Below are 25,112 nucleotides of genomic sequence, written 5' to 3' on the forward strand. Positions count from 1 at the left end.
GACCGGGAGTGATGTGCATTCCAACAACGGGACCAAGGCGGTTCCGTCGCTGTCGGGCGACGTTCTGGGGGACTGGCGTGAGGAGGTGATCTGGCCCACCTCCGACAACCGGGCGTTGCGGATCTACTCCACGCCGGTCCGTACCGGCATCAAGATCCACACGTTGCTGCACGATCCGCAGTATCGCGTGGCTCTGGCCTGGCAGAACACCGCCTACAACCAGCCGCCGCATCCCAGCTTCTTCATCGGCGACGGCATGAGCACCCCGCCCCAGCCCGACATCTACGTCCGCTGAACACCCGGCGTCGATCTCCGCGGGTTCTTCGTCCGTCATGGCCACCCGTCCGGCGCTCGCCCGCGCCGGCGGGTGGCCACGGAAGGAACGGAATCACCATGAAGCTCACGCGCCCCGCCGTCGCCGCCGGCACCGTGGCCGCCGCGCTCGCGGCCCTACTCGTGGCCCTGCTCGTGGCCCTGTTCGTGGCACCCTCCGGCGTCCTGGCCGCCACCGGGGACGGCTCGCCCACCGACCCGAACATCCGCTTCGTCGGCCGCTGGGACACCCGGAACGCCACCGCGTACGTCCCGGGCTGGGCCGGCGCGTACCTCACGACCGGGTTCACCGGCACCACCGTCAAGCTGAGGCAGCGCGACACCATCGACCTCTACTACAGCATCGACGGCGGCCCTGACGTCTACCTGCAGGGCGTGCGCGGCACGGTGAACCTCACCCCGAACCCGCTGCCGGCGGCCACGCACAGCCTGCGGGTGTCCTACCGCGTGGTGGCCGGTTCGTACCATGGCGACGCGGTGTTCCAGGGGCTCGTGCTCGACCCGGGCGCGCGCACGCTGCCCGCCGCGCCGCCCCGCGGCATGGTGGAGTTCGTCGGCGACTCCATCACCGTCGGCACCACCACCTCGAAGAACGCGCTCACCGCGTACGGGTGGCTGGTCGGGGAGCAGTTAGGGCTGGACCACATGCAGGTCGCCCAGGGCGGCGCCTGCCTGGTGAGCACCGCCGACGGCTGCGTCGGCCTGGACCGCCGGTTCGTGAAGGTGAGCGCGGTCGACGGGGCGCCCGACCACGACTTCAGCCGCTACCAGGCGGACGTGGTCGTGATCAACCTGGGCACCAACGACGTCGGGCACGGCGTGTCCACGACCCAGTTCCAGAGCTCCTACACCGGGCTGCTGCGGACCATCCGCGGCAAGTATCCCGATGCCGTGATCCTGGCACTGAAGACCTTCCGCGGGCGGTACGTCCCGCAGACCCAGGCCGCGGTGGCGGCCGTCAACGGCGCCGGTGACCCCAACGTCTTCTTCGTCGATACCGACGGCTGGGTGCCCGCGGACGGCCTGTCCGACAGCGTCCACCCCAACGACGCCGGACACCGCGCGATCGCGGCGAAGCTGGCGCCGATCGTGGCCGCCCACCTCCCGTCGCGTCCCACCCCCACTCCTTCGGCGTCGCCCACCCCGACGCCGAGCGACACGTACGGCGCCTGCACGGCGCACTACGCGATCACCAACCAGTGGCCCGGCGGATTCCAGGGCGAGGTTCAGGTCACCAACACCGGGACCGGCACCCTCGACGGCTGGGCGCTGCGCTGGGCCTTCGCCGACGGCCAGCACATCGACCAGGGATGGAACGGCACGTTCAGCCAGACCGGCGCCACCGTCACCGTCACCAACCCCGGCTGGAACCCGGCCCTCGCTCCGGGCGCCTCCGCGACGCTCGGCTTCACCGGGACCTGGAACGGCGCCAACACCGCCCCGGCCGCCTTCACCCTCAACGGCGCCGGATGCGCGCTGGCCTGACCCCGGCCACGGGCCCACAGCCTCGCCACTTCGCTCGAGAAGGAGAGAACCGCGGATGAGCATGGTTCGACGGCTGGCCGCCGCGGCGGTGGCCGTGCTTTGTGGGGCGTCGGCCCTCGTGGCGGCGTCGAGCGCCGGCGCCGCCACGACCGGATGCGCCGTCACGTACAAGATCACCAGCCAGTGGCCCGGCGGGTTCGGCGTGGACGTCACCGTGACCAACCTCGGTGACGCGGTCGACGGCTGGACGCTGGCCTGGACCTTCGGCACCGGCCAGAGCGTCACCCAGGCATGGAACGCGGTCGTCGCCCAGACCGGGACCGACGTCACCGCCGGGAACGTCGGCTACAACCGCACCATCGCGGCGGGCGGATCGGTCGCCTTCGGATTCAACGGCGCCTGGAGCGGCGCCAACCCGGTGCCCGCCTCCTTCGCGCTCAACGGCACCACCTGCACCGGAGCACCCGGCACGGCCTCCCCGACCCCGACCCCAACCCCGACGCCGACCCCGACGCCGACGCCGACTCCGGCCCCGGACGAGATCACGGTCTGGCTGGCCGGGGACTCCACCGTCGCCAACAGCTCCGGCAGCAACATCGTCGGCTGGGGCCGGGAGCTCGCCTCGTACCTCACCACCGACGCCACCGTGGTCAACAGCGCCGTGGGCGGGCGCAGCGTCCAGACCTGGCTGTACGAGTCCGCCGTCACCAGCAGCCAGAACTCGGCCGGTGAATGCGTGCTCAGCTCCACCGCCTACGCCGCCCGCTGGCAGGCGATGCTGAACTCCGCCACCGGGATGCAGGCCGGCGACTACCTGTTCATCCAGTTCGGCATCAACGACGGCTCGCCCACCTGCCCGCGCCACGTCGGCTCCGCCCGGTACCGTGAGCTCCTCACCACCATGGTCCACGCCGCCCAGCAGCGCGGCGCGCATCCCGTACTGGTGACCCCGGTGGCCGCCCTGACGTGCAGCGGGAGCACGGCGACGCCCAACCGCGGGTTCGTGAGCGAGACCTTCGCCGTCGGCACGGCCACCGGCGCCCCGGTCATCGACCTCCACAAGCTGAGCTACACCCTCTACAACAGCCTGCGCTTCTGCCCGTTCGACGGCGACTACACCTCCGGCCCCGTCGGCGCGTTCTTCGCCAACGACCACACCCACTTCGAAGCGGCCGGGGCTCGGCAGATCGCGGGCCTGGTCACCACGGCGGTACGCGACCAGCGACTTCCCCTCACGGCGTACCTGCGCTGACCCCCCGGCCTGGCCGTCCGTACTCCATGAGGTGCCGGCACGGCTTCGGTCAGGCCGTGGCGTCGAGGACGGGCGATGATCCCGGCCGTGGCGAGGCCGACGTTGAGCGCGCAGTGTTTCGGGAGTCTTTGCCGAGACTGATAGTATCGACAAATCCGGATACCGAAACCCCCGGTTCCCTCAAGTGCTACGCTCGGCTGCGTGAGCCCTGAGCCCCGACCGCACACCGGGCGCCGGCGCAATCCCGCCGTCCGGCAGGCCATCCTCGATCACGCCGCCGACCTGCTGATCGCGCACGACTACGCGGCCGTCTCGACCGACGCGATCGCGCGCGCCGCCGGGGTCAGCAAGCACACGATCTACCGCTGGTGGCCCTCCAAGGGCGCGGTCCTGCTGGAGGCCATGGCGGAGCGGGCCAGGCAGCAGACGCCCGGCCTGAACACGGGGGTGTTCGCCGAGGACCTGGAGACCTTCCTGGCCGCCACCTTCCGCACCGCCGACAGGGTGAGCGGGCTGCTGCGCGGCATCATGGCCGAGGCGCAGCGCGACCCCGTGGCCGCCGAAGGGCTGCGCCAGTTCGTCACCGGCCGCAGGGACGAGCTCCACGCCCTCCTCACCCGCGGGCTCGAACAGGGCGAACTACCCCCCGACACCGATCCGGACCTGCTCGTCGACCAGATCTTCGGGCTGATGTGGTACCGCCTGCTGATCGGTCACGCCCCTGTGGACGGCGACGTCGCCACCCGCCTCGCCCGCTCGCTGATCCACCGCCAGGAAGGCTGAGGCCAGTCCGGGGCCGCGACCGGCCCGCCGCCTCCTCACCGGCGTCGGGCACGACGGAGCTGTAGTGGCCGGCCCACACGGGCGCGGTGCACGGCTACATGCGAGCAGCGGTCGGAGCTCGCCGCGCCTCCACAGCTCGATCTCCTCCTCCAGGTGCCGTTCCTCCGGCGGCGGCGCCGTCGCGGGCGCCGCGCCCCGTGCCTGGCGCCGACGTCGACCCGCGGGGCGTCACAGGGAGACGGCTTCGGGCCCGAACAGTTGCTTGATGTCGGCCGCGAACGACGGCTCCGGATTGACCCGGAACTCCGGCAGCGACATCACCACGGTCTTCCCGGCGACCCGGCGCAGGTTGATCAGCAGCGGCACCTGGCCCTCGTGCAGCTTGAGGACGTTGCGCAGCTCCTCCACCACGCTCGGGTTGATGCGTTCCTCGCGCAGCTGGAGGGTGACCGGCGCTCCGCCGTCGCTGTTGACGCCGGACACGTCGATCAGCGTGAGCTCGTTCGCGAACACCGAGATGGCGCCGTCGCGGTTGTTGATCTGCCCGGACACCGACACCACGATGTCGGGGCGGAGCTCGGGCCCGTACAGCTCGTAGGAGCGGGGGAAGAAGAGGCATTCGACGGAGGCGTCCATGTCCTCGACGGTCACGATCGCCCACACGTTGCCGGCCTTGTTGACCCGCTTGTCCACATTCGTGATCATGCCGCAGACGCGGATGTCACCGCGGTCGTCCCGGCCGCTGTCGAGCAGTTCGGCGATGGTGGTGTCGCGGTTGCGGGACAGCAGCCGCTCGGTGCCGGCGAGCGGGTGATCGGACACGTACAGGCCGAGCATCTCCCGCTCGAAGTCCAGTTTCGTCTTCTTGTCCCATTCCATGTCGGGGATGGCGACGGTGAACGCTTCGCTGCCGTCCTCGTCGTCCATGCCGCCGAACAGGGAGTCCTGGCCGTGCGCCTCGTTCTTCTTGATGTCGATGACCGAGTCGACGGCCTGCTCGTGGATCATCAGCAGGGCCTTGCGCTGGTGGTCGAGCGAGTCGAACCCGCCGGCCTTGATCAGCGATTCGATGACCCGCTTGTTGCAGGCGGTGAGCGGCACCTTGTCGAGGAAGTCGTTGAAGTCGCGGTAGGCGCCCTTCTGGGTGCGGGCCTTGATGATGCCTTCGACGACGTTGGCGCCGACGTTGCGGACCGCGCCCATGCCGAACCGCACCTTGTCCTCGCCGACCGCGGCGAAGTCGAGCTGGGAGTCGTTGACGTCCGGCGGCAGGACCTGGATGCCCATCTTGCGGCATTCGGCCAGGTAGATGGCCGCCTTGTCCTTGTCGTCGCCCACGGAGGTGAGCAGGGCGGCCATGTACTCGGCGGGGTAGTTGGCCTTCAGGTAGGCGGTCCAGTAGGCGACCAGGCCGTAGCCGGCGGTGTGCGACTTGTTGAAGGCGTAGCCGGAGAACGGGAGCATGACGTCCCACAGCGCCTGGATCGCCTCGTCGCTGTAGCCGTTGCCGCGCATCCCGCTCTGGAAGTTCTCGAACTCCTTCTCCAGGATCTCCTTCTTCTTCTTGCCCATCGCGCGGCGCAGCAGGTCGGCGCCGCCGAGGGTGTAGCCGGCCAGCTCGCGGGCGATGGCCATGATCTGCTCTTGGTAGACCAGCAGGTGGAAGGTGGAGCCGAGGATCGGTTCGAGGGCGTCCTTGAGCTCGGGGTGGATGGGCTCGATGTCCTGGCGGGCGTTCTTGCGGTGCGCGTAGTTGGTGTGGGCGTTGGCCGCCATCGGGCCGGGCCGGTACAGAGCGAGCACGGCCGCGATGTCCTCGAACCGGGTCGGCTCCATCAGCCGCAGGAGCTGCCGCATGGGGCCGCCGTCGAGCTGGAACACGCCGAGCGTGTCACCGCGGGCCATCAGCTGGTACGTGCGCGCGTCGTCGAGGGGGATCGTGAGGGTGTCGAGCTCGATGCCCCGGTTCTGCTTGATGATCTTGATGGCGTGATCGATGATGCCCAGGTTCCGCAGACCCAGGAAGTCCATCTTGATCAGGCCCATTTCCTCACATGAGGGATAGTCGAAGCCTGTGATGATCACGCCGTCCTTGTCCCGCATGTGCATCGGGATCAGGTCCAGCAGCGGCTCGCTGGACAGGATGACGGCGGCCGCGTGCACGCCGGTGCCGCGGATCAGGCCCTCGATGCCGCGACCGGTGTCGATGACCTTGCGTACGTCGGTGTCGTTCTCGTAGAGGGTCCGGATCTCGGTGCCCTCGTTGTAGCGGGCGTGCTCCTCGTTGAACAGGTCCGCCAGCGGCACGCCCTTGCCCATGACGTCCGGCGGCATCGCCTTGGTGATCTTGTCGCCCATGGCGAACGGGTAGCCGAGGATGCGGGAGGCGTCCTTGACCGCGGCCTTGGCCTTGATGGTGCCGAAGGTGTTCACCTGGGCGGTCATCGCGCTGCCGTACTTCTCGGTGACGTAGGACACCATGCGGTCGCGCTGGCGGTCGTCGAAGTCGAGGTCGATGTCCGGCGGGTTGATGCGCTCGGGGTTGAGGAACCGCTCGAACAGCAGGCCGTGCTCCAGCGGGTCGAGCTCGGTGATGCGGGTGGCGTACGCGACGATCGAGCCGGTCGCCGACCCTCGGCCGGGCCCGACCGGGATGCCGTTGTCGCGGGCGTACTTGCAGATGTCGGCGACCACCAGGAAGTACGACGAGAACCCCATGGGGCCGATGACCTTCATCTCGGTCTCGTACCGCTCCAGCACCTCCTCGGGGACGGGCGCGCCGTAGCGCATCTCCAGGCCGCGCTCCACCTCCTTGCGCAGCCACGACTCCTGCGTCTCGCCTTCGGGCAGGTCGGGATAGTCGGGCATCCGGTCCACGTACGCGAAGACGTCGCTGTAGTCGCCCACCATCTCCGCCACGAGCAGCGTGTTGTCGCACGCCTCCGGCAGCTCGGGGAACAGGGCGTACATCTCCTCGGCGCTCTTGAGGTAGTAGCCCGAGCCGTTGAACCGGAACCGGTTGGGGTCGTCCTTGTTCTTGCCCACGCCCACGCACAGGAGGCTGTCGTGGGCGTCGGCCTGGTCCTCGGTCACGTAGTGGGAGTCGTTGGTGGCCAGCAGCGGGATGTTGAGCTGCTTGGCCAGCTTGAGCAGGTCGGCGCGGACCTCCCGCTCGATGTCGATGCCGTGGTCCATCAGCTCCAGGAAGTAGTTCTCCTTGCCGAAGATCTCCTGGTATTCGCCCGCCACCCGGACCGCCTCGTCGTACTGGCCGAGACGGAGCCTGGTCTGCACGGCGCCGGACGGGCAGCCGGTCGTGGCGATGATCCCGTTCGCATACTGGGAGACCAGCTCCTGGTCCATGCGGGGCTTGCCGTAGTAGCCCTCGAAGGAGGCCAGGGACGACAGCCGGAACAGGTTGCGCAGCCCGGTGGCGTCCTTGGCCCACATGGTCATGTGGGTGAACCGGCCGCCGCCGGAGACGTCCTTGCCGCCCTCGTTGTCGGCCACGCCGGTCTCCGCCCGCTGGCCCCAGAAGACGGGCTTCTTGAACTGCCTCGCGCCCGGCGCCACGTAGGCCTCGATGCCGAGAATGGGCCGGACCGCACTGTCCTTGGCGATCTTGTGGAACTCGTACGCGCCGAACATGTTGCCGTGATCGGACATCGCGATGGACGGCATCCCCAGCCGTTCGGCCTCCTTGAACAGCGGTTTGATCTTCGCTGCCCCGTCAAGCATGCTGTACTCGGTGTGAACATGCAGGTGCACGAACGACTTGCTCACCCGTCCCCCAACTCCCAGCGACCCCAGATCCTCGCCTGAGCCTATTCCTTCTCCGGCGACCTAGGGAGCACGGCGCGAAGGGGTCATACAGGTTGTTGCCAGGCTGTTGTCCACTCTGCGTACAGGGCTCGCGCCGGCCCTGCGGACAGCGTCGGAACCCGCTCCCCTCAGGGGGAGGGCGGCGGCCATGAAACGCTCCGCGTGCTGGAGGACTGGTACGCGGGCAGCCGCACCGCGACGCGGAGCCCGCCGGCCGGGCGGGAGGTGAGGGTGAGGGTTCCGCCGTGTGCCTGGGCGATGCTCTTGACGATCGCCAGGCCGAGGCCGACACCCGCCTGGTCGGTACGTATGCGCTTGGTGCCGCGCTGGAACGGCTCGACCAGCGTGGAGACCAGTTGCGGGGCGAGCCGCCCGCCGGTGTTCTCGACGACGAGCAGCACGGCGTCGGGTTGGATGGCGGTCGTGACCCACACGGTGCCCTGTTCGGCCAGGTTGTGGACGATCGCGTTGTGCACGAGGTTCGTCGCCATCTGCAGCAGGAGCTCGTGCGAGCCGACGGTGGGGGTCATGTCGCCGGAGGTCTCGATGGTGACGCCGCGTTTCTCCGCGAGGGGGAGGAGCGTCTCGGTGGCTTCCTCGGCGATGAGGGAGAGGTCGACGTGGTATCGGGTGAAGCCCCGCTGGTCGGCGCGGCTGAGCAGGAGCAGCGCCTCGGTGAGGCCGATCGCGCGGGTGTTGACGGCGTGGAGGCGGTCGACGAGCTCGCCGGTGTCGCTGATGGGATCGTTGCGGGCCACGTCGAGCAGTGTCTGGGCGATCGCCAGTGGGGTGCGCAGTTCGTGGGAGGCGTTGGCCGCGAATCTCTGCTGTTCGGCGACGTGTGCTTCGAGGCGGGCCAGCATGGTGTCGAAGGCGTCGGCGAGTTCGCGGAACTCGTCCTTGCGGCCCGGCAGCCGGATCCGGTGGGAGAGCGATCCGTTCGCGGCCTTGCGGGTGGCGTACGTGATGCGCGCCAGCGGGGTGAGCATGCGGCCGGCGAGGATCCACCCGCCCACGAGACCGAACACCAGCAGGAACACCAGCACCACGGTCGCCGCCGGGACGAAGGCGTTCATGAGGTCGGACCGGTTCGGAACGAAACGGCGGGTGATGATCACGCCGTCCGGCACATAGCGCAGAAGGAACCGCCACACGGCCGCGAGCAGCAGGGCGCCCGCGAGCATGACGAACCCGGCATAGCTGAGGGTCAGTTTGAGGCGGACGCTCATTCCGGGTGCCCTAGCCATGCCCTCCTCCCTCAGCCCCGGTGCCGGGTGCTGTGTCGATGCGGTAGCCGACGCCGGCCACGGTGGCGATGACCCAGGGTTCGCCGAGGCGTTTGCGCAGGGCCGAGACGGTGATGCGGACGGCGTTGGTGAAGGGATCGGCGTTCTCGTCCCACGCCCGCTCCAGGAGCTCCTCGGCGCTCACGACACCGCCCTCGGCGGCGGCGAGGACTTCGAGCACGGCGAACTGCTTCCGGGTGAGCGCGACGTAGCGCCCGTCGCGGTGGACCTCGCGGCGGAACGGATCCAGGCGCAGGCCCGCGATCTCCCGTACGGGCGGTCTGTTGTGGGCGCGCCTGCGGTCGAGCGCTCTGAGGCGGAGCACGAGTTCGCGAAGCGCGAAGGGCTTCGTGAGATAGTCGTCGGCGCCGAGTTCGAACCCGGAGGCCTTGTCGTCGAGCCGGTCGGCGGCGGTGAGCATGAGAATGGGCATGCCGCTGCCGGAGGCGACGATGTGTTCGGCGATCTCGTCGCCGGAAGGCCCCGGAATATCGCGGTCGAGGACGGCGATGTCGTAGGAATTGACGCTCAGCATTTCCAGAGCGGTGTCACCGTCACCGGCGATGTCGGCGGCGATCGCTTCCAGGCGCAGGCCGTCGCGGATTCCTTCTGCCAGGTAGGGCTCGTCCTCGACGATCAGCACACGCATGCTCTCGATGCTATGAGCCGGTGCGTATCGCCGGCATATCGAAAACCTCATACGTGCTGACAACGCCGCCCTGCCTTGACTGCGGGCATGACCTCCAGGGAACCAGCACGAACATCAGCCCGCCGTACCCGACCGGCCATTCTCACCATTCTTGTGGTCGTCTGCGGAGCGATTGTCGCTGCCCTCGTTCACCAGCCGCCGGCGTCATTCGCGTCGCTCGTCGACGTTCTTCGCGGCGGCCACCATGGTGGTCTCGGCGAGGCGGACGGGGCCGTCCCCGACGGCGTGACGGTCTTCGACGACGACATTCCGTCCGTGGCCAACCTCGACCCCGATCTGCTCGGCGCCCTGCGCGAGGCCGCGGCCGACGCCGCGGACGACGGGGTCGAGTTCTTCGTCAACAGCGGCTGGCGTTCCGCGGAGTACCAGGAACAACTACTCCGGGAGGCGGTCTCGCAGTACGGCTCGAAGGAGGAGGCCGCCCGATGGGTGTCCACCCCGGAGACGTCTCGCCACGTCCTGGGTGACGCGGTCGACATCGGGCCCACCGACGCCACGGCGTGGCTGTCCAGGCACGGCGCCAAGTACGGGCTCTGCCAGATCTACGGCAACGAATCCTGGCACTACGAACTGCGCCCCCAGGCCGTCGACGACGGATGCCCGCCCATGTACGCCGACCCCACGCAGGACCCGAGGGCGCGGAAGTGACCGGCCTGGGCCCGTCCCGGCCCGGACGCGAGAGGCCCCGCGAACGGGCCCCTCCTCGAACCCGTCCGCGGCACACTCCCCGACGCCGCCGGCCTCGGGAAGGATCGGTCAGCAGCCGTCGGCGCCGTCGAAGGAGCGGATGCCTCGCGGCACCTGGGACCAGATGGTCTCGCCCGGCTCTACCGTCTGGCACGCGCTGTCGGTCCCGCGTGCCCACTTGATCTTCAGGCGTAGCTTGGAGCCGCAGTCGTTGCGGACGTACCCGGTCTTGGTGATGCGTCCCGTCTTCTCCCAGACGGTCACGCACGAAGGGGCGTTGCCCGCCGGCGCGGCGGCCCAGGCCGGTGGCGTGGCGGCGACGGCACAGCACGTGACGGCGAGAGCGGAGAGGACTGCGGTGACGGTTGGGCGCATGACGACCCTTCTGTCCCGCTCCGGGACCGGCTTGGCGCCTGGTCGGGTGGCGAAGCGGACACAGAAGCGAAGATCTCAAACGGGCACGGGTGCCGCGATGGCGCAGCGATACAGCATGTGACCTGCGGCTTTGGGCGTGTCGCCGGTAACGTTGGAGCGGCGTGGCCGAGAATGCGGACAGAGGCCACAAAGCCCGGTGTTGTCGACGAATCCCGGTTCGTCTCCGTCGATGTGCAGCCCAAGGTCTGTGACGTCAGCCTCAAGGCGATCAGGATCGCCGCCCTCGCGACAGCGGTAGCTGTAGAGGCTGAAGCTCGTGACCAATCGACGCCGAATCCGTCCCCCTCCAGAGGGCTGCCCGGCACCACGTACCGCCCGCCTGACGCGGGAAAGCGATCGAGCACTTCTTGAGCACGACCAGAGCCCGCGTCCGGTTCGGACCCGGCCTAGATGTCGCCCCGTTGCCAGCCTCGGTGCGGCCCGGCGGTGCCGACGAACCGGGGGTCGCGCGCCCGGTAGACGATGTACGGCCGGAAGAGGTAGTGCACCGGCGCCGCGTACGCGTGCACCAGGCGGGTGAACGGCACGACCGCGAACAGCAGCAGCCCCGCCACGGCGTGAACCCGGTACTCCAGCGGCGTGCGGGCCATGAGCTCGATGTCCGGCTGGAAGACGAACAGGCTGCGCGCCCACGGGGAGACGCTCGTCCGGTAGTTGTAGTGCAGGGTCGAGGCGTTCATGAACGTCGTGACGAACCCGAGACACAGCGGCGCCAGCAGGAACAGGTACATGATCTTGTCGTTGACGGTGGTGGCCAGGAACACCGGTCCGGTGGTACGGCGGCGCCAGACCAGCAGGGCGATGCCTCCCAGCGTCAGCACCCCGGCGACCAGGCCGAACGTCATCGCCATCCAGCTGTAGGCGGCCTCGCTCAGGCCGACCGCCTGGGTCCAGGACATCGGGACGAACAGCCCGAGGATGTGACCCGCCAGGACGGCGAGCAGGCCGAAGTGGAACATCGGGCTGGCGAGCCTCAGCACGCGCTTCTCGTACAGCTCCGACGACCGCGTGGTCCAGCCGAACCGGTCGTAGCGGTATCTCCAGACGAGGCCGGTGACGAGCAGGGCGACGCACATGTACGGCAGGGCGCCCCAGAGGAAGACGTCGATGAGCGATGGCACGGAAACCTCACGATCACGGGTCAGGCGCCCCGCCCCCGCTGCGGGGCAGGGTCGGACGGTAGGAGAGGGTGGCCGGGGAGAAGGCCCGGCGCCTCCAGCCCGACCAGCTCGGGTCCGGCGGCGGGCGGGCGCCGGATCATGGCCCTGGCCTGCTCGCGGCTGGCGGGCGAGGGGCCTGGCAGGGTGGCGCAGACCGCTTCCAGCAGGAGCGCGTAGGGCGTGCCGGCGTCGGCGAGGGCGAACCTGATCAGCTCCAGGGCGCCCCGGTGCTCGATGAGCAGCGCGGTGCCGTCGTCGGGCTCCAGCGCCGCGTACTCCAGCACGACCGGCAGGTAGTCCGGCAGCTCCGCCCCCTCCGGAGGGGTCAGCCCGCGCGCCCGGTAGCGCTGCTTCAGCGTCGCGAGTGACGAGCCTCGCCGGCGGGTGTCCCCGTCGGTCCACCAGGTCAGGTACAGCGTCCGGCGGTTGCGCGTGTCGAAGACCGACACGTAGTGCTCCTGCGCCCGCAGCAGGGGCCGGCTCTCCAGCTCCGCCGCGAACTCGGCGACGGCACGCAGCGCACGCAGCGCGGGACGCCCGCCGTCCTTCCGCGCCGCATCGCCGTCCTTCCGCACCGCGGCGGCGTCCTTCCGCACCGCGGCGGCGTCCTTCCGCACCGCGGCGGCGTCCTTCCGCACCGGGGCGCCGGTCTCCCGCACCGCGGCGCGGATCAGGGGCAGCCGCTCGTACAGTGCCTGGTCGGGATAGTCGAGGCACAGGCCGGCGGCCCGGTGCACCACGCGACGGCCGTCCGGGGAGAGCCCCGGCCCGCCGCGCCTTCTGCCCCACCTCACTGCGGTCGCCGCTCGTCCGGCGGCCTGAGCTGGATCTCGCCGGGCCCGGCCGCGAGCCGATCGCTCCCGTCCACACCGCGCCGCTGCTCCTCGCGGGCGCCCTCCGCCTCCGCCTTCGTGCCCTCCCGGGGCGGGAAGAGGCCCTCGGGATCGCTGCGGGCGTCCCAGTTGAGCAGGTTGACCTGCCCGTGCCGCAGGGATGCCCGGCTCGCGCTGTCCGCCGTGCTGCGCTCCCGCAGCCCGTGGAAGGTCTCGACGGCGATGGGCGCCGGGCGTCCCGACGCCTCGCCGAACGGTCCCGACCCGGCCCCGCCGCCCATCCCGGGCCCGCCCTCGTAGTCCAGGCTGCAGCCCAGCGGCGCCTCCTCCAGCGCCCTGACGTCCCCGGCCACGGCGGTCGGGATGACGTAGCGGTCCTCCGGCTTGGCCAGGGCCAGCAGCCGGTACATGTCCTCCAGTTGATCGACGGTGAAGCCGACCGACTCGGCGATCGAGGGATCGACCGGGTCGCCGAGGTTGAGCCGCCTGCGATGGGTGCGCATCGCCGCCAGCCGGCGCAGCGAGCGCCGGACCGGTTCCTCGTCACCGGCGGTGAACAGCTCGGCGAGGTAGGACACCGGGATCCGCAGCACGTCGATGGCTGCGAACAGGTTGTCGTGGTCCTCTCCGTCGTGGCCGGACGCGGTGATCGCCTCGACCACCGGCGACAGCGGCGGGACGTACCAGACCATCGGGAGCGTGCGGAACTCCGGGTGCAGGGGAAGCGCCACGCCGTAGGTGACGATCAGGTCATAGACGGGGGAGCGGCGGGCGGCGATCAGCCAGTCGTGCGGGATCCCGGCCCGCTCCGCCTCGGCCGCGACCCGTGGGTCGTGCGGGTCGAGGAAGACGCCGAGCTGTGCCGGGTACAGGTCCTGCTCCCGGGGCGTCGCCGCCGCCTTCGGGACCCTGTCGGCGTCGTACAGCAGCACCCCGATGTTGCGCAGCCGCCCGACGCATGTCTCCGAGCAGACGGTGGGCAGCCCGATCTCGATCCGCGGAAAGCAGAACGTGCACTTCTCGGCCTTGCCGGTGCGGTGGTTGAAGTACACCTTCTTGTACGGGCAGCCGGTCACGCACATCCGCCAGCCACGGCAGCGATCCTGGTCGACCAGCACGATGCCGTCCTCCACCCGCTTGTACAGCGCGCCGGAGGGGCAGGAGGCGACGCAGGAGGGGTTCAGGCAGTGCTCGCAGATCCGCGGCAGGTAGAACATGAACGCCTGCTCGAACTCCAGCCGGATCTTCTCCTGGATCCGCGCCAGGATCGGGTCGTCGCTCTCGTGCTGGGGCATGCCGCCGAGGTTGTCGTCCCAGTTGCCCGACCAGGTGATGTTGTCCATCCGCTCGCCGCTGATCAGCGACCGCGGCGGCGCGACGGGGAAGTCGTCGCCGGGCGGGGCCTGGGCGACCGATTCGTAGTCGTAGGTCCAGGGCTCGTAGTAGTCGCGGATGTTGGGCAGGAGCGGGTTGGCGAAGATGCTCGCCAGGCGGCGCGCCCGCCCTCCGGCCTTGGGTACGAGCCGTCCCCTTCTGGTGAGCTTCCAGCCGCCGCGCCACCGTTCCTGGTCCTCGTAGCGGCGAGGGTACCCCTGGCCGGGGCGGGTCTCCACGTTGTTGAACCACACGTACTCGACGCCGGGCCGGCTGGTCCACAGCTGCTTGCAGGTGACCGAGCAGGTGTGGCAGCCGATGCACTTGTCCAGGTTCATCACCATGGCGATCTGGGCCATGACGCGCATCAGTACTCGACCTCCTGCGCCCGGCGCCGGATCACGGTGATCTCGTCACGCTGCGAGCCGACCGGGCCGACGTAGTTGGGGAAGAACGTCTGCTGCCCGTATCCGCCGATGAGGTGGGTGGGCTTGAGCAGCACTCTCGTCAGCGAGTTGTGGGTGCCGCCGCGACGGCCGGTGGTCTCGCTCTTGGGCACCGCGATGACGCGGTCCTGCGCGTGGTACATGTACACCGTGCCGGCCGGCATGCGGTGCGAGACGATGGCGCGCGCGACCACGACGCCGTTGCGGTTGACCGCCTCGACCCAGTCGTTGTCGGCCACGCCGATCGCGGCGGCGTCCTGCGGGCTGATCCAGATCGTCTGGCCACCCCTGGACAGCGACAGCATGATCAGGTTGTCCTGATACTCCGAGTGGATGGACCACTTGTTGTGCGGGGTGAGATACCGGACGGTGACCTCCCGTGCCCCGTCCGCGCCCACCGACGGCTCGCCGAACAGGCGGTGCATGTTGAGCGGCGGCCGGTAGACGGGCAGGTTCTCCCCGAACTCGGACATCCAGTCGTGGTCGAGGTAGAAGTGCATGCGCCCGGTGAGGGTGTGCCAGGGCTTGTCGTGCTCGACGTTGATGGTGAACGCGCTGTAGTGGCGCTCCTCGGACTCGATCCCGGCCCATTCCGGGCTGGTGAGGCTCCGTTGCGGGTGCGCCTGCGTGTCGGCGTAGCGGATGCGGTGCCCGGCGTCCGGTGCGGCGAGCCCCGCCAGGCCGTCACCGTCGGACCGTCCTGTCAGACCGTCACCGCCGGCCCGCCCGGCCGGGCCGTCCCCGCCGACCTGCCGGGCCAGGGTCCGGAATCCCTGGTCGGCGAGGTGGCCGTTGGTGGATCCTGACAGCGCCAGGATCGCCTCGCACGCCTTCACCCCGGTGTCGATCAGCGGCCGGCCGGCGGCGGGGCCGGCGCGGGCGACGCCGTTCTCGGCGGCCAGCTCGCGCAGGACCGAGCGGACGTCGAAGGTGACGCCCTTGCACGACAACCCCTTGCTCTCGGCGAGCGGCCCCAGCGTGCGCATGTGGTCCGCGACCGCCGCGTAGTCGCGCTCGACGACGGTCACGGCGGGCATCGTCCGGCCGGGCACCGGCACGGTCCCGTCGGCCCGCCAGTCGCGCCCGGCGCCGCCGGGATCGCCCAGCTCGCCCGGCGTGTCGTGGTTGAACGGGGTGGCCACCAGGTCGTACCGGGTGCCCAGGTGCACGGTCGCCAGCCGGGAGAACGCCCCGGCGATGTCGTTGAACGTCTCGAAGTCGGTACGGGCCTGCCAGGGGGGCTCCACGGCGGGGTTGAAGGAGTGCACGAACGGGTGCATGTCCGTGGAGCTCAGGTCGTGCTTCTCGTACCAGGTCGCCGCCGGCAGCACGATGTCGGACAGCATCGTCGTGGACGTCATCCGGAAATCCAGGGAGAGCAGCAGGTCGAGCTTCCCCTCGGGGGCGGGCTCGCGCCACTGGACGTCCCGGGGCCGCAGGCCCTCCGGCGCCTCCTCCGCGCGCAGGTTGTGGTGCGTGCCGAGCAGATGGCGCTGGAAGTACTCGGCGCCCTTCCCCGACGAGCCCAGCAGGTTGGCCCGCCAGGCGATGAGGATGCGCGGCCAGTTGACCGGATGGTCGGGATCGTCCGCGGAGAAGCCGAGGCGGCCCGCGGCGAGTTCCTCCGCGACGTACTGCCCCGGGTCGCGTCCGGACGCCCGCGCCTCGTCCGCCAGATCCAGCGGGTTGCGGTCGAAGGTGGGATAGGACGGCATCCAGCCGAGCCGGCACGCCTGCGCCAGCGCGTCCGCGGCGGACGTCCCGGCGAACCGCCCCCGGCCGAGCGGGGAGGCCAGGACGTCGGTACGGAAGTGGTCGTAGCGCCACTGGTCCGTGTTCAGGAAGAAGAAGCCCGTACCGATCATCTGCCGGCTCGGCCTGGTCCAGTCCGAGGCGACGGCGAGCGTCGTCCAGCCGTTGAGCGGCCGGCACTTCTCCTGCCCGACGTAGTGCGCCCAGCCCCCGCCGTTCCTCCCCACGGTGCCGCAGAGCAGCAGGAGCGTCATCAGGTTGCGGTAGGCGGTGTCGGCGTGGAACCAGTGGTTGACCCCGGCCCCCATGATGATCATGCTGCGCCCGCGCGTGCGCTCCGCGGTGCGGGCGAACTCCCGGGCGATCCGGATCGCGGCGGCGGCCGGCACGGAGGTGATCGTCTCCTGCCAGGCGGGCGTGCCGGGAGCGTCCGCGTCGCCGTAGCCGGACGGCCAGTCGCCGGGCAGCCCCTCGCGGCCCACCCCGTAGCGGGCCAGGAGCAGGTCGAAGACGGTCGTGACCAGCGGTCCGCCGTCCGTCAGCCGGCAGGCGGGGACGCCACGCCGCAGCACCTCCCCGCTCCCGTCGGCGGTGTCGAACCGGGGCAGCAGCACCTCCACGCCGCCGGCGTCGCCGAGGCCCCGGAGGCTGAGCCGGGGCACCACGTCGCCGAGGCGCAGGTTCCACCGGCCGGGCTCGCCCGACCAGCGGTCGGCGACCGTTCCCGAGGGCACCTCCGGGCGGCCGGTGGTCTCGTCCATGACCACCGTGCGCCATTCGGCGTCCTCGGCCTCCGCCCGCGGCCCGCCGAGATCGGTCGCACGCAGGAACCGCCCCGGGACGTACGCGCCGTCCCGCTCCTCCAGCCGGACCAGGAACGGCAGGTCGGTGAAGCGCCGTACATAGTCGGAGAAGTACGGCACCTGCCGGTCGACGAAGAACTCCTTCATGATCACGTGGCCCATCGCGTGCGCCAGCGCCCCGTCGGTCCCGGGATGAGGGTGGATCCAGTCGTCGGCGAACTTGCTGTTGTCGGCGAAGTCCGGCGAGACGACGACGACCTTCTGCCCGTTGTAGCGCGCCTCGGCCATCCAGTGGGCGTCCGGGGTGCGGGTCACGGGGACGTTCGAACCCCACATGATCAGATAGGCGGCGTCCCACCAGTCGGCGGACACCGGCACGTCCGTCTGGTCGCCGAACACCTGGGGCGAGGCCACCGGCAGGTCGGCGTACCAGTCGTAGAACGACAGCGCCTGACCGCCGATCAGGGCCAGGAACCGGGTGCCGATCGCGTGGGAGAGCATCGACTGGCCCGGGATGGGGGTGAAGCCCGCGATGCGGTCGGGGCCGTGCTCCTTGATCGTGTGAACGTGCGCGGCGGCGATCATCTCGAGCGCCTCTTCCCACGTGGCGCGCACCAGCCCGCCCTTGCCCCGGGCCCGCTGGTAGGTGCGCCGCCGCTCCGGATCCTCCACGATGTCGGCCCAGGCCAGCACCGGATCGCCCAGCCGTTCGCGGGCCTCGCGGTACATCTCCGCCAGCACGCCCCGCACGTACGGATACCGCACCCGCGTCGGCTGGTAGGTGTACCAGGAGAAGGCCGCTCCGCGCGGGCAGCCCCGCGGCTCGTACTCCGGGCGGTCGGGACCGGCGCTCGGGTAGTCCAGCTCCTGCGTCTCCCAGGTGATGATCCCGTCCTTGACGTAGACCCGCCAGCTGCACGAGCCCGTGCAGTTGACGCCGTGGGTCGATCGCACGATCTTGTCGTGCGCCCACCGGTCCCGGTAGAAGTCGTCCGCGACCCGTCCGCCCCGGTAGGACACGTCCCGCAGGTCACGGGAGTAGGTGCCCTTGCTGAAGAACTTCCCCACCCGAAGGAGCATCGCTGCGTCTCCCTCGTTCGGGCGCGCCTGAGCGTCGTGGGCGTCGGCCATACGGGGTTACCTACCGGAGACCCTCAGGCGGTACACAGTGCACGATATCAACAATGCGTAAAGTACGGTGACTCTGTGTGATATGCGCGATTGGGGTGGCGTGATCTCACCGGCGCGCTCACATCCCCGGGTGGACCGAGGTCGCGCTCAGCGCCCAGCCCTGCCCTGAGGGTACGTTTCAGATCGCTACATTGAACGATGTTCTGCCCCGACCGGCTCACCGCGAAGGACCCGTTGATGCTCATCCGCCGCGTGTCGATCGTTGCCGCTCTCACCCTTGTCGCGTCCCTGGTGGCCCTGCTTCCGGCTCACGCCTGGGCGCCCGCCGTCGCCTCTTCGGGTGTCCCTTTACCCGGAGGGATATACCCAGGCCAGCCTGGCTATCAGGACGCCGGCTACTACCAGTACGCGCCGTCCATCGTGCAGACCTCCGGCACCCAGAGGATCATCTACTACTGCGCCAACACGGTCGAGTACGCACCAAGTAGCGGCAACGCCCTCAGGGCCACCCACGATCACGTCCTTTTCAATGTCGGCACCCGGCAGCCGAACGGGTCGTACACCTGGGGTCCCACCCGGACGGCGCTGCGGCCCCGCCTCGAAGCAGGCGACCCCGGGCACAGTCCGGCGACACCGAGTTGGGCGGCGTACCACATCTGCGATCCCGATGTCGTCAAGGGACGCTTCACCTACACGACACCCCAGACGGGCAGGACGACCTACACCTGGGCGATGTTCTTCACGGCCGCGGACAACGACGACCATGGCGCTGACGGGCGGTTCAACGTCGTCGGTGTCGCCCTGGCCACCTCGCCCCTCGGACCGTGGACCATCGTCGCCAAGCCCGTCATCGACGTCACCGAGCCCGGCTACAACGCCGCCGGGTACGGCGTGGGGCAGCCGAGCGTGACCAGCGTCGATCAGCAGGGGAATCTCCTGCTGTTCTACAGCGGCCTGGACTGCGCGGCCCTGGACACGCCGGATCCCTCCTGCGACGTGGCAGACCGGGGCACCGCCGTACGCACGCTGGACCTCGGCGACGCCGACGCACCGGTACTCGGCGAGAGGTCGTTCGTCACCACGGCCGGGCTGACCCCGGAGCCGTTCCTGCCGAACTCCGGGCGATTCCTGCACAACGCGTGCTGGGCCTACGATCCCAGCCGGCAGTCGTTCGTCATCTCCCGTGACACCGGGCCGCTCGACGGCAATGAGATCCAGAAGAACGTCGAAGTCGACCGGATCGCGGGATCCGGTATCTGGACAGGTAGTGGGGCCTGGACAGTCGTCGGTCAGATCACCGAGGCCCAGACCGGCTACACGTGGAACCACAATTCCGGCCTTGTCCGCGACCCCTATGGGGGCCTGGCTTACGACAGACCACTGGACTACTCAGGTGTCGACGTCTACTTCGCCACCGAGCCCGGCACGGGAAACACCCCGCCGCCTTGGGACGGCTACTTCACCTACCGCATGCTCCACAGCACTTCGGTGCTGTGACCGCGCGAAAGGCGGGGCTGGACGTCGGGTCCGACGCCGACCGCGCCGTGGTGCTGTACTGGGAGCACGTGTTCGAGGGTTTCGTTCCGCCGTGGACTGGCCGGCCTCGTTCTTCTGGCGCGAGCTCGCGGACATGTACCCGGACGCCAAGGTGGTCCGGCCCCCCTCGGTGCCCACAGCGCCCACCGAGCCTCCTGCGCGGAGCAAAGCGGCCCCGCAGGGCGCCTGAAGCCCGGCCGGGGCCGGGCGGAGCTGTGGTGTTCCGCCCGGTCCCGGGGTTCGGTTCAGGTGGGTTGCATCATGGGCAGTTGCCGATATCGCTTTCGGAGGAGGCCAGGACGACGTTGGTCTTGGCCAGGCCGAGGGCGTTGACGGTGATGTGGACGGCGTTGACGGTCAGGCCTTTGTCGGGGGTGGTGAACGGGATCTGCTCGTTGAGGACCAGCTTGACGACGCCGACGTTGACGGTGGTGTTGGGTTGGATCTCGGTAGGTTCTGCGATGACCACCGTGTTGCCGACCTTGAGGAAGGCGATCGTGGTGGTTCCGTTCGATCCAGCGCAGGTGGTGGTGGAGCTGGAGTTGATGGTCTTGACGGTGATCACGGGGATACCGGCGATCCCGACGGTGGTGTCGTCGATGGAGGCGGTGGCCACCGATTTGCCGGGGAATGCGGTGGTGGCGACCTGGGCGCACAGGGTGTGCCCGGTGATCAGTCCGCTGAGGGTGACGGTGCAGGGCACCGAGGTGGTATCGGTTGAGGTGGTGGAGATGTGGCCGGTGTCGGGGGTGGGTGCGATGTCGACCAGTTGGATGCCGGCCAGAGAGGCGTCAGCGGTCAGGCCGTAGGCCCGTCCGGTCAGCCGCTGCGGCGTGACGGTGACTTCTTCGTCCCCGCACGGTGAGGTGACGGAGTTGTTGTGGGCGTCGCCGCTGTAGGTGGCGGTCCACCGGTAGGTGCCGGCCGCGCCGATGGTCACGTTGCCGGATGCGGCGGTGCCGCTGCCGGACACCGTTTCGGTACGAGTCTCGATCGGCTCCGTACAGCCGGTGTCACCGGGCTCGAACAGCTGGAACGTGACGGTGCCTGTCGGGTGGTACCCACCGGACAGGGTCGCCGTATCAGAGACGTTCCCGCCCGCGGGCACCGTGCCCGATGGCGTCGTGGCGATCGACGGGGTCGCCTTCGGGACGTGTTCGGTGATCGTTTCAGTGAAGCCCGGTGACAGGGCGCCGTTGAGCAGGAAGTCCACCTTGCAGGTGATGGTGCTTCCCGGTACGGCTCCGCCGCCGACGGAGACGGTCTCAGTGAAGGCGGCATCATCGCCGCTGGTCACCGTCCGGCTGTCCGGGGTCAAGGACACCGACAGGTCCGGGTCGCAGTCGCGCAACTCGTGGGTGACCGTGACCGGCAGGTTGCTCAGGGCCTCCAGGATGGTGTCGCTGACCTCCGAGGAGTTGATGCCGGAGAACAGCTGTCCACCCGTGGCGTCGGTGATCGCGGTCGCTTGCCCGGTCGAGTCCAGCCCGGCCAGGTCGAACGCGAGCACGGTGATGTCGGCTGCCTGCAGGGCGCTGATCGCGTCCGCCAGCGTATGGCCGTTGCTGGGATCATGGCTGGGGGCGTCCCCGATCAGCAGCACGATCCGAGAGCTGTTCGGCCTGAGGTCGACAGCCCCGGACGCGACCTCGAACAGGCCGTTGATGCCGTCCTCGGGGAAGTCGCCGCCGCCCGACGCGACCAGCGAGTTGAGACCGTTGGTGACGTCGGTGTCGTTGGCGGTGAGGTTTTGCGCCACCCGGAACGACGTCGGGTCCGCCACGTCCTTGTACTCGGCGACCGCGAACTGCGCGTCCGGCTGCGCCGAAGCGACGTTGGACAGGATCGCGTTCGCATTGGTCTGCACGTTCGAGATGACGCCGCCCATGCTCCCTGTCGTGTCGATCAGGAAGGTGATATCCGGCTTGGGCGGGATCGCCGGAGTGGAGACGGTCTTGGCGATCGTCGTCGATCCGCCCGGGTCCAGGTTCAGCGTCACGTCCGCCGGGGTGACCCCGGGCGCGGCGGACGCCGTGCCTACCCCGGCCACCAGCATTGCACCGGCCACCGCCATGCACACGGCAGCCCGTAATCTTCGAGTCATTCTCACGGTGTGATTCCTTCTGTGTGGCGTTATGCCTTTGGGATCGCTGGCCGTGCAGAATTTCTATGATTACGCCATCCGGGACGCCCGCTCCTCATGCGTTGGCGCGACCGGATACGATGTCGCATTGGTTGACAACCTCGGTGACTTTTCAGCGCCAGCCGTTGATCAACGAGGCGAGGTGTGGCCACGGTCATAGGGTGACTGGTCGACGAATCGATGTAAATAGGGCACTTACGGGAATTTCCCTACTGGCCGCATTCGGCCACTTCCTGCCGATGAGACCGTCCACGAGAAGCAGCCTTTGTCAAGACCTTTGGCGCATATCCGATCAAATGAATAATTCTCAGATTATCGTGGTAAAAAGAGCGGCCGTTTTCAGACCTCCGTACCGGCTGAATTGGGGTTATGAGCATTGCCGCGGAGCCGACCGGACCTCTCACGCCCGGTACGGTGGCCGCTGAGCCAGTTCGGCCATTCCGGTGGCGCGGCCTGGCTCCATCCGCTGCACCGCGCCGCCGACAGCGCCGCCGACAGCGCCGCCGACCGCGGCGGCGTTCAGCAGCGCCGTCGACGCGAGCACGCGCAACACGTCCACGTTGGCCGCGTACATCTCGACGATCGCGTGGATCGCGCCGCGTAGCGCCTCGCGAGCGTCGGGATGGGCGATGCCCGGAGCATGCGGTCGAAGCCGCCGCGCTGCAGCAGGTCCGCGCCGACCGCGTCGAATGGCAGCCCTTGTTGCGGCAGCGCATGGCGCTCACTGCCTGCGGTGCGACGGACACGGCCGCCTGACAGGCCTCCGGACCGCAGACGCCCACCTCCGAGCCGGAAACCTCCGAGCCCGCCGGTAAGGGTCTCCCTCCTGAGCAGGAGCAGGTGAATGACGTGCCGTCGGAGCCGGCTGAGCCAGGCTCGATGATGAAGGGACGTCACCCTCCGGGAGGCCGCAGCGCGATCATCGCGATGTCGTCCTTGGCCGCCATGCTCAGCCGGGCGAGGAGCTGGTCGCACAGGACGTCGAGCGGCTCGCGAGCCAGGGAGGAGGCGTTGCGGATGAGGCGCTCCAGGCCTTCGTCGAGGTGCTCGCCGGGGTTCTCGACCAGCCCGTCGGTGTAGAGCAGCAGGGTGCTCTCCGGGGGCAGGTGCGCCACGGCGGTCGTACGGGGCTGGTCGCCGGCGACGCCGAGCAGCGGGTCGCCGAGGGAGTCCAGGTAGCGGGCCTCGCCCTCCCTGGTGACCAGCAGGGGCGGCGGATGCCCGGCCACGGAGTACGTGAGCCGCCACCCGACGCCCCGGCAGCGCTCCAGGCGGGCGAGCACGCAGGTGGCCGTGACCCCGTCGTACAGGGACTCGGTGGCGACGTCGAGGCGGCGCAGGATGTCGCCGGGCGGCTCGTCGCGGTCCATGGCCAGCCCTCTGAGCATGTTGCGGAGCTGGCTCATGGTGGTCGCGGCGGTCAGGTCGTGCCCCGCCACGTCGCCGATGGTGAGGACGGCCGAGCCGTCGGGCAGCCGGAAGCAGTCGTACCAGTCGCCGCCGATCTCGGCGACCGTGGCGCTGGGCCGGTAGCGGGCGGTGATCTCCAGGCCGGGGATCTCGGGCGGGTCGGAGAGCAGGTACTGCTGGAAGGCGAGCGCGACGCGCTGGGTGCGCTGGAACCGCATGGCGTTGCTGAGATGGGCGTGCGCGTGGTCGACCAGCCGGTTCAGCAGCTCGACGTCGGTCTCGCCGATCGGCTCGCGGTCGCCGCAAACCACCGCGTCGAGCACGGCCGCCACGGAACCGTCGACGATCACCGGCACCAGGGCCGCGCTGTTGGCCCCGGTGCGCCTGAACCACTCCTCGGCCGCGGGCGGCGCCAGCCCCGGCGGCGGCCTTCCGGCCGGGAAGGTCCTGTGCACCGGCCGCCGGGTCCTCACCGCCTCGACGAAGCCGCTCCACCCGCCCGTCAGGACGACGGTGCCGGGTTGGGGAGCGGGCTCCAGGTCCCGCCGTACGATGCTGACGAACCGCTGGACCACCAGGGGTTCCGGCAGCTCCCCGTCGAACTCGGGCACGAGGTAGATCCCGCACCCGTCGAGCACGTTGGGCACGATCACGTGCGTGAGCATGGTCAGCACCTCGTCGAGATGGGCGACGTTGGCGGTGGCGGTGGCGGCCTGTTCGAGCAGCTCCGCCTGCCGTGCCTCCTGCCATTCCTGCTCGACGTCGGAGCAGACGCCGACCCACTCGACCAGCACCCCGTGGGAGAGCACCGGCTGGCTCACCAGGCGGATGTGCCGGTAGGTCCCGTCGGCCATGCGCAGCCGCATGACGACGTCGAACCGGGTGGCCGTACGCGCCGCCTCGGCGATCACGTCCTTGACCCGCCCCAGGTCGTCGGGGTGCACGGTGTCCTGCCATCCCTCGCCGCGCATCTCCTCCCAGGACTGGCCGGTCATCCGCTGCAGGCCGGGGCTGGGCTCGACGACGTCTCCGACGGGGTCGGCCACCACCAGCACCTGGGTCTCGACCGCCATGAGGCTCCGATAGCGGGTCTCGACCTTCAGCAGGCTCTGGTAGTGCCGAAGGAACCTGGTCCTGCTGCTGCCGACCAGCTCGCTCGCCCGGACGGCGTCGACCCGATCGGTGACCTCGGTGACCATCATGAGCACGCCGTCCACGCCGTCGCCCAGCGAGATCCTCGACCAGCTGCAGGTGGCGTAGCGCTCGTATCCCTGGCCGCTCAGTTCGAAGGGCGCCTCGCTGAGGGCCAGCGACTCCCCGGTCCGATAGACGCGGTCGAAATGGCTGACGTAGCCGCGCTGGACGAGATCGTCGAACGCCTCGAAGAAGGGGATGCCGAGCGTGCGGTCGCCGAGCATGGTCCTGAAGGCGTCGTTGATGTAGACGAGCTCGTGGTCCGGCCCGCTGGTCACGGCCACCCCGACGGGAGCGGGATCGAAGGCGCGCAACGGCAAGCCGCCCCCGTGCCGCGCTTGTTCTCCCATCAGCGCTCCGGCCGCCTCCCCCGTTCCTGCATGCGTGGTGGCCTCGCCCGCCCAACGAGGCACGCGAATCCCCCTATGCCACCACTCAAGCATTCGCACAAACAAGACATAAGGCACAAAGGGACCATCAGGCCTTGACAAAGGCTTCAGAGGGCGCTTCGAGAGCCCAAGGCGCCTTCGCCTGTCGG

General features: G+C 69.6%; 18 protein-coding genes. 7 read left to right on the forward strand and 11 right to left on the reverse strand.

The features are described 5' to 3' along the window. The 4 genes from FH608_RS43115 to FH608_RS43130 all read left to right on the forward strand — a co-directional run. On the forward strand, positions 1-295 hold a 295-nt coding region (locus tag FH608_RS43115), incomplete at its 5' end, for a rhamnogalacturonan lyase family protein (RefSeq protein ID WP_455430077.1). A gap of 98 nt (positions 296-393) precedes the next feature. Next, entirely contained in the window at positions 394-1,818 is a 1,425-nt protein-coding gene (locus tag FH608_RS43120) for a cellulose binding domain-containing protein (RefSeq protein ID WP_193318946.1), read from the forward strand. 55 nt (positions 1,819-1,873) lie between these two features. Further along, on the forward strand, positions 1,874-3,070 hold the full coding sequence (locus FH608_RS43125; RefSeq protein WP_139636788.1) for a cellulose binding domain-containing protein: 1,197 nt from the start codon (positions 1,874-1,876) through the stop codon (positions 3,068-3,070). A gap of 201 nt (positions 3,071-3,271) precedes the next feature. Next, positions 3,272-3,853, forward strand: coding sequence for a TetR/AcrR family transcriptional regulator (locus tag FH608_RS43130; protein ID WP_139636790.1), 582 nt, complete (start codon positions 3,272-3,274; stop codon positions 3,851-3,853). Positions 3,854-4,081: 228 nt separating this feature from the next. Here FH608_RS43130 and dnaE read toward each other — a convergent pair whose 3' ends face one another. The 3 genes from dnaE to FH608_RS43145 form a co-directional block, all read right to left on the reverse strand. After that, positions 4,082-7,636 (reverse strand): DNA polymerase III subunit alpha, encoded by a 3,555-nt coding sequence (dnaE, locus tag FH608_RS43135; protein ID WP_139636791.1) that lies wholly within the window; start codon positions 7,634-7,636, stop codon positions 4,082-4,084. 167 nt (positions 7,637-7,803) lie between these two features. Beyond that, entirely contained in the window at positions 7,804-8,922 is a 1,119-nt protein-coding gene (locus FH608_RS43140) for a sensor histidine kinase (RefSeq protein WP_139636793.1), read from the reverse strand. Beyond that, the gene (locus tag FH608_RS43145) at positions 8,915-9,610 is read right to left on the reverse strand and encodes a response regulator transcription factor (protein WP_139636795.1); all 696 of its coding nucleotides are present in this window, start codon (positions 9,608-9,610) and stop codon (positions 8,915-8,917) included. The genes FH608_RS43140 and FH608_RS43145 overlap by 8 nt, the downstream gene beginning before the upstream one ends. 285 nt (positions 9,611-9,895) lie before the next feature. Between FH608_RS43145 and FH608_RS43150 the strand changes: the two genes are divergently transcribed. Next, positions 9,896-10,318, forward strand: coding sequence for a M15 family metallopeptidase (locus FH608_RS43150; protein WP_226900421.1), 423 nt, complete (start codon positions 9,896-9,898; stop codon positions 10,316-10,318). Between the two features lie 108 nt (positions 10,319-10,426). On the opposite strand, the gene FH608_RS43155 is transcribed toward FH608_RS43150, so the two are convergent. The 5 genes from FH608_RS43155 to FH608_RS43175 form a co-directional block, all read right to left on the reverse strand. After that, a complete protein-coding gene (locus FH608_RS43155; protein ID WP_139636799.1) occupies positions 10,427-10,732 on the reverse strand; it encodes a hypothetical protein in 306 nt (101 codons plus the stop codon). A gap of 446 nt (positions 10,733-11,178) precedes the next feature. Then, on the reverse strand, positions 11,179-11,913 hold the full coding sequence (narI, locus tag FH608_RS43160; protein WP_226900422.1) for a respiratory nitrate reductase subunit gamma: 735 nt from the start codon (positions 11,911-11,913) through the stop codon (positions 11,179-11,181). Between the two features lie 20 nt (positions 11,914-11,933). Beyond that, positions 11,934-12,746, reverse strand: a complete 813-nt coding sequence (narJ, locus tag FH608_RS43165) for a nitrate reductase molybdenum cofactor assembly chaperone (RefSeq protein WP_226900423.1) — start codon at positions 12,744-12,746, stop codon at positions 11,934-11,936. After that, positions 12,743-14,527: a nitrate reductase subunit beta gene (narH, locus tag FH608_RS43170; protein WP_139636801.1), complete on the reverse strand. Its 1,785-nt coding sequence runs from the start codon at positions 14,525-14,527 to the stop codon at positions 12,743-12,745. Before narH ends, narJ begins: the two co-directional genes overlap by 4 nt. After that, positions 14,527-18,240: a nitrate reductase subunit alpha gene (locus FH608_RS43175; RefSeq protein WP_226900424.1), complete on the reverse strand. Its 3,714-nt coding sequence runs from the start codon at positions 18,238-18,240 to the stop codon at positions 14,527-14,529. The genes narH and FH608_RS43175 overlap by 1 nt, the downstream gene beginning before the upstream one ends. A 288-nt stretch (positions 18,241-18,528) precedes the next feature. On the opposite strand from FH608_RS43175, the gene FH608_RS53425 reads away from it, so the two are divergent. Both FH608_RS53425 and FH608_RS52045 read left to right on the forward strand, forming a co-directional pair. Further along, a complete protein-coding gene (locus tag FH608_RS53425) occupies positions 18,529-19,788 on the forward strand; it encodes a glycoside hydrolase family protein (protein ID WP_139636805.1) in 1,260 nt (419 codons plus the stop codon). Further along, positions 19,685-20,017, forward strand: coding sequence for a sulfotransferase (locus FH608_RS52045; RefSeq protein WP_226900425.1), 333 nt, complete (start codon positions 19,685-19,687; stop codon positions 20,015-20,017). The genes FH608_RS53425 and FH608_RS52045 overlap by 104 nt, the downstream gene beginning before the upstream one ends. 69 nt (positions 20,018-20,086) lie before the next feature. Here the strand turns inward: FH608_RS52045 and FH608_RS43185 are convergent, their stop codons facing one another. The 3 genes from FH608_RS43185 to FH608_RS43190 all read right to left on the reverse strand — a co-directional run bounded on the left by FH608_RS43185 (position 20,087) and on the right by FH608_RS43190 (position 24,924). Continuing rightward, positions 20,087-21,931 (reverse strand): vWA domain-containing protein, encoded by a 1,845-nt coding sequence (locus tag FH608_RS43185; protein ID WP_226900442.1) that lies wholly within the window; start codon positions 21,929-21,931, stop codon positions 20,087-20,089. 439 nt (positions 21,932-22,370) lie between these two features. Beyond that, positions 22,371-22,544, reverse strand: a complete 174-nt coding sequence (locus FH608_RS52050; RefSeq protein ID WP_193318948.1) for a hypothetical protein — start codon at positions 22,542-22,544, stop codon at positions 22,371-22,373. Between the two features lie 319 nt (positions 22,545-22,863). Beyond that, positions 22,864-24,924, reverse strand: coding sequence for a SpoIIE family protein phosphatase (locus tag FH608_RS43190; RefSeq protein WP_139636809.1), 2,061 nt, complete (start codon positions 24,922-24,924; stop codon positions 22,864-22,866). Positions 24,925-25,112: the final 188 nt, after the last annotated feature.

The organism is Nonomuraea phyllanthi (assembly GCF_006334985.2).
GTDB lineage: Bacteria > Actinomycetota > Actinomycetes > Streptosporangiales > Streptosporangiaceae > Nonomuraea > Nonomuraea phyllanthi.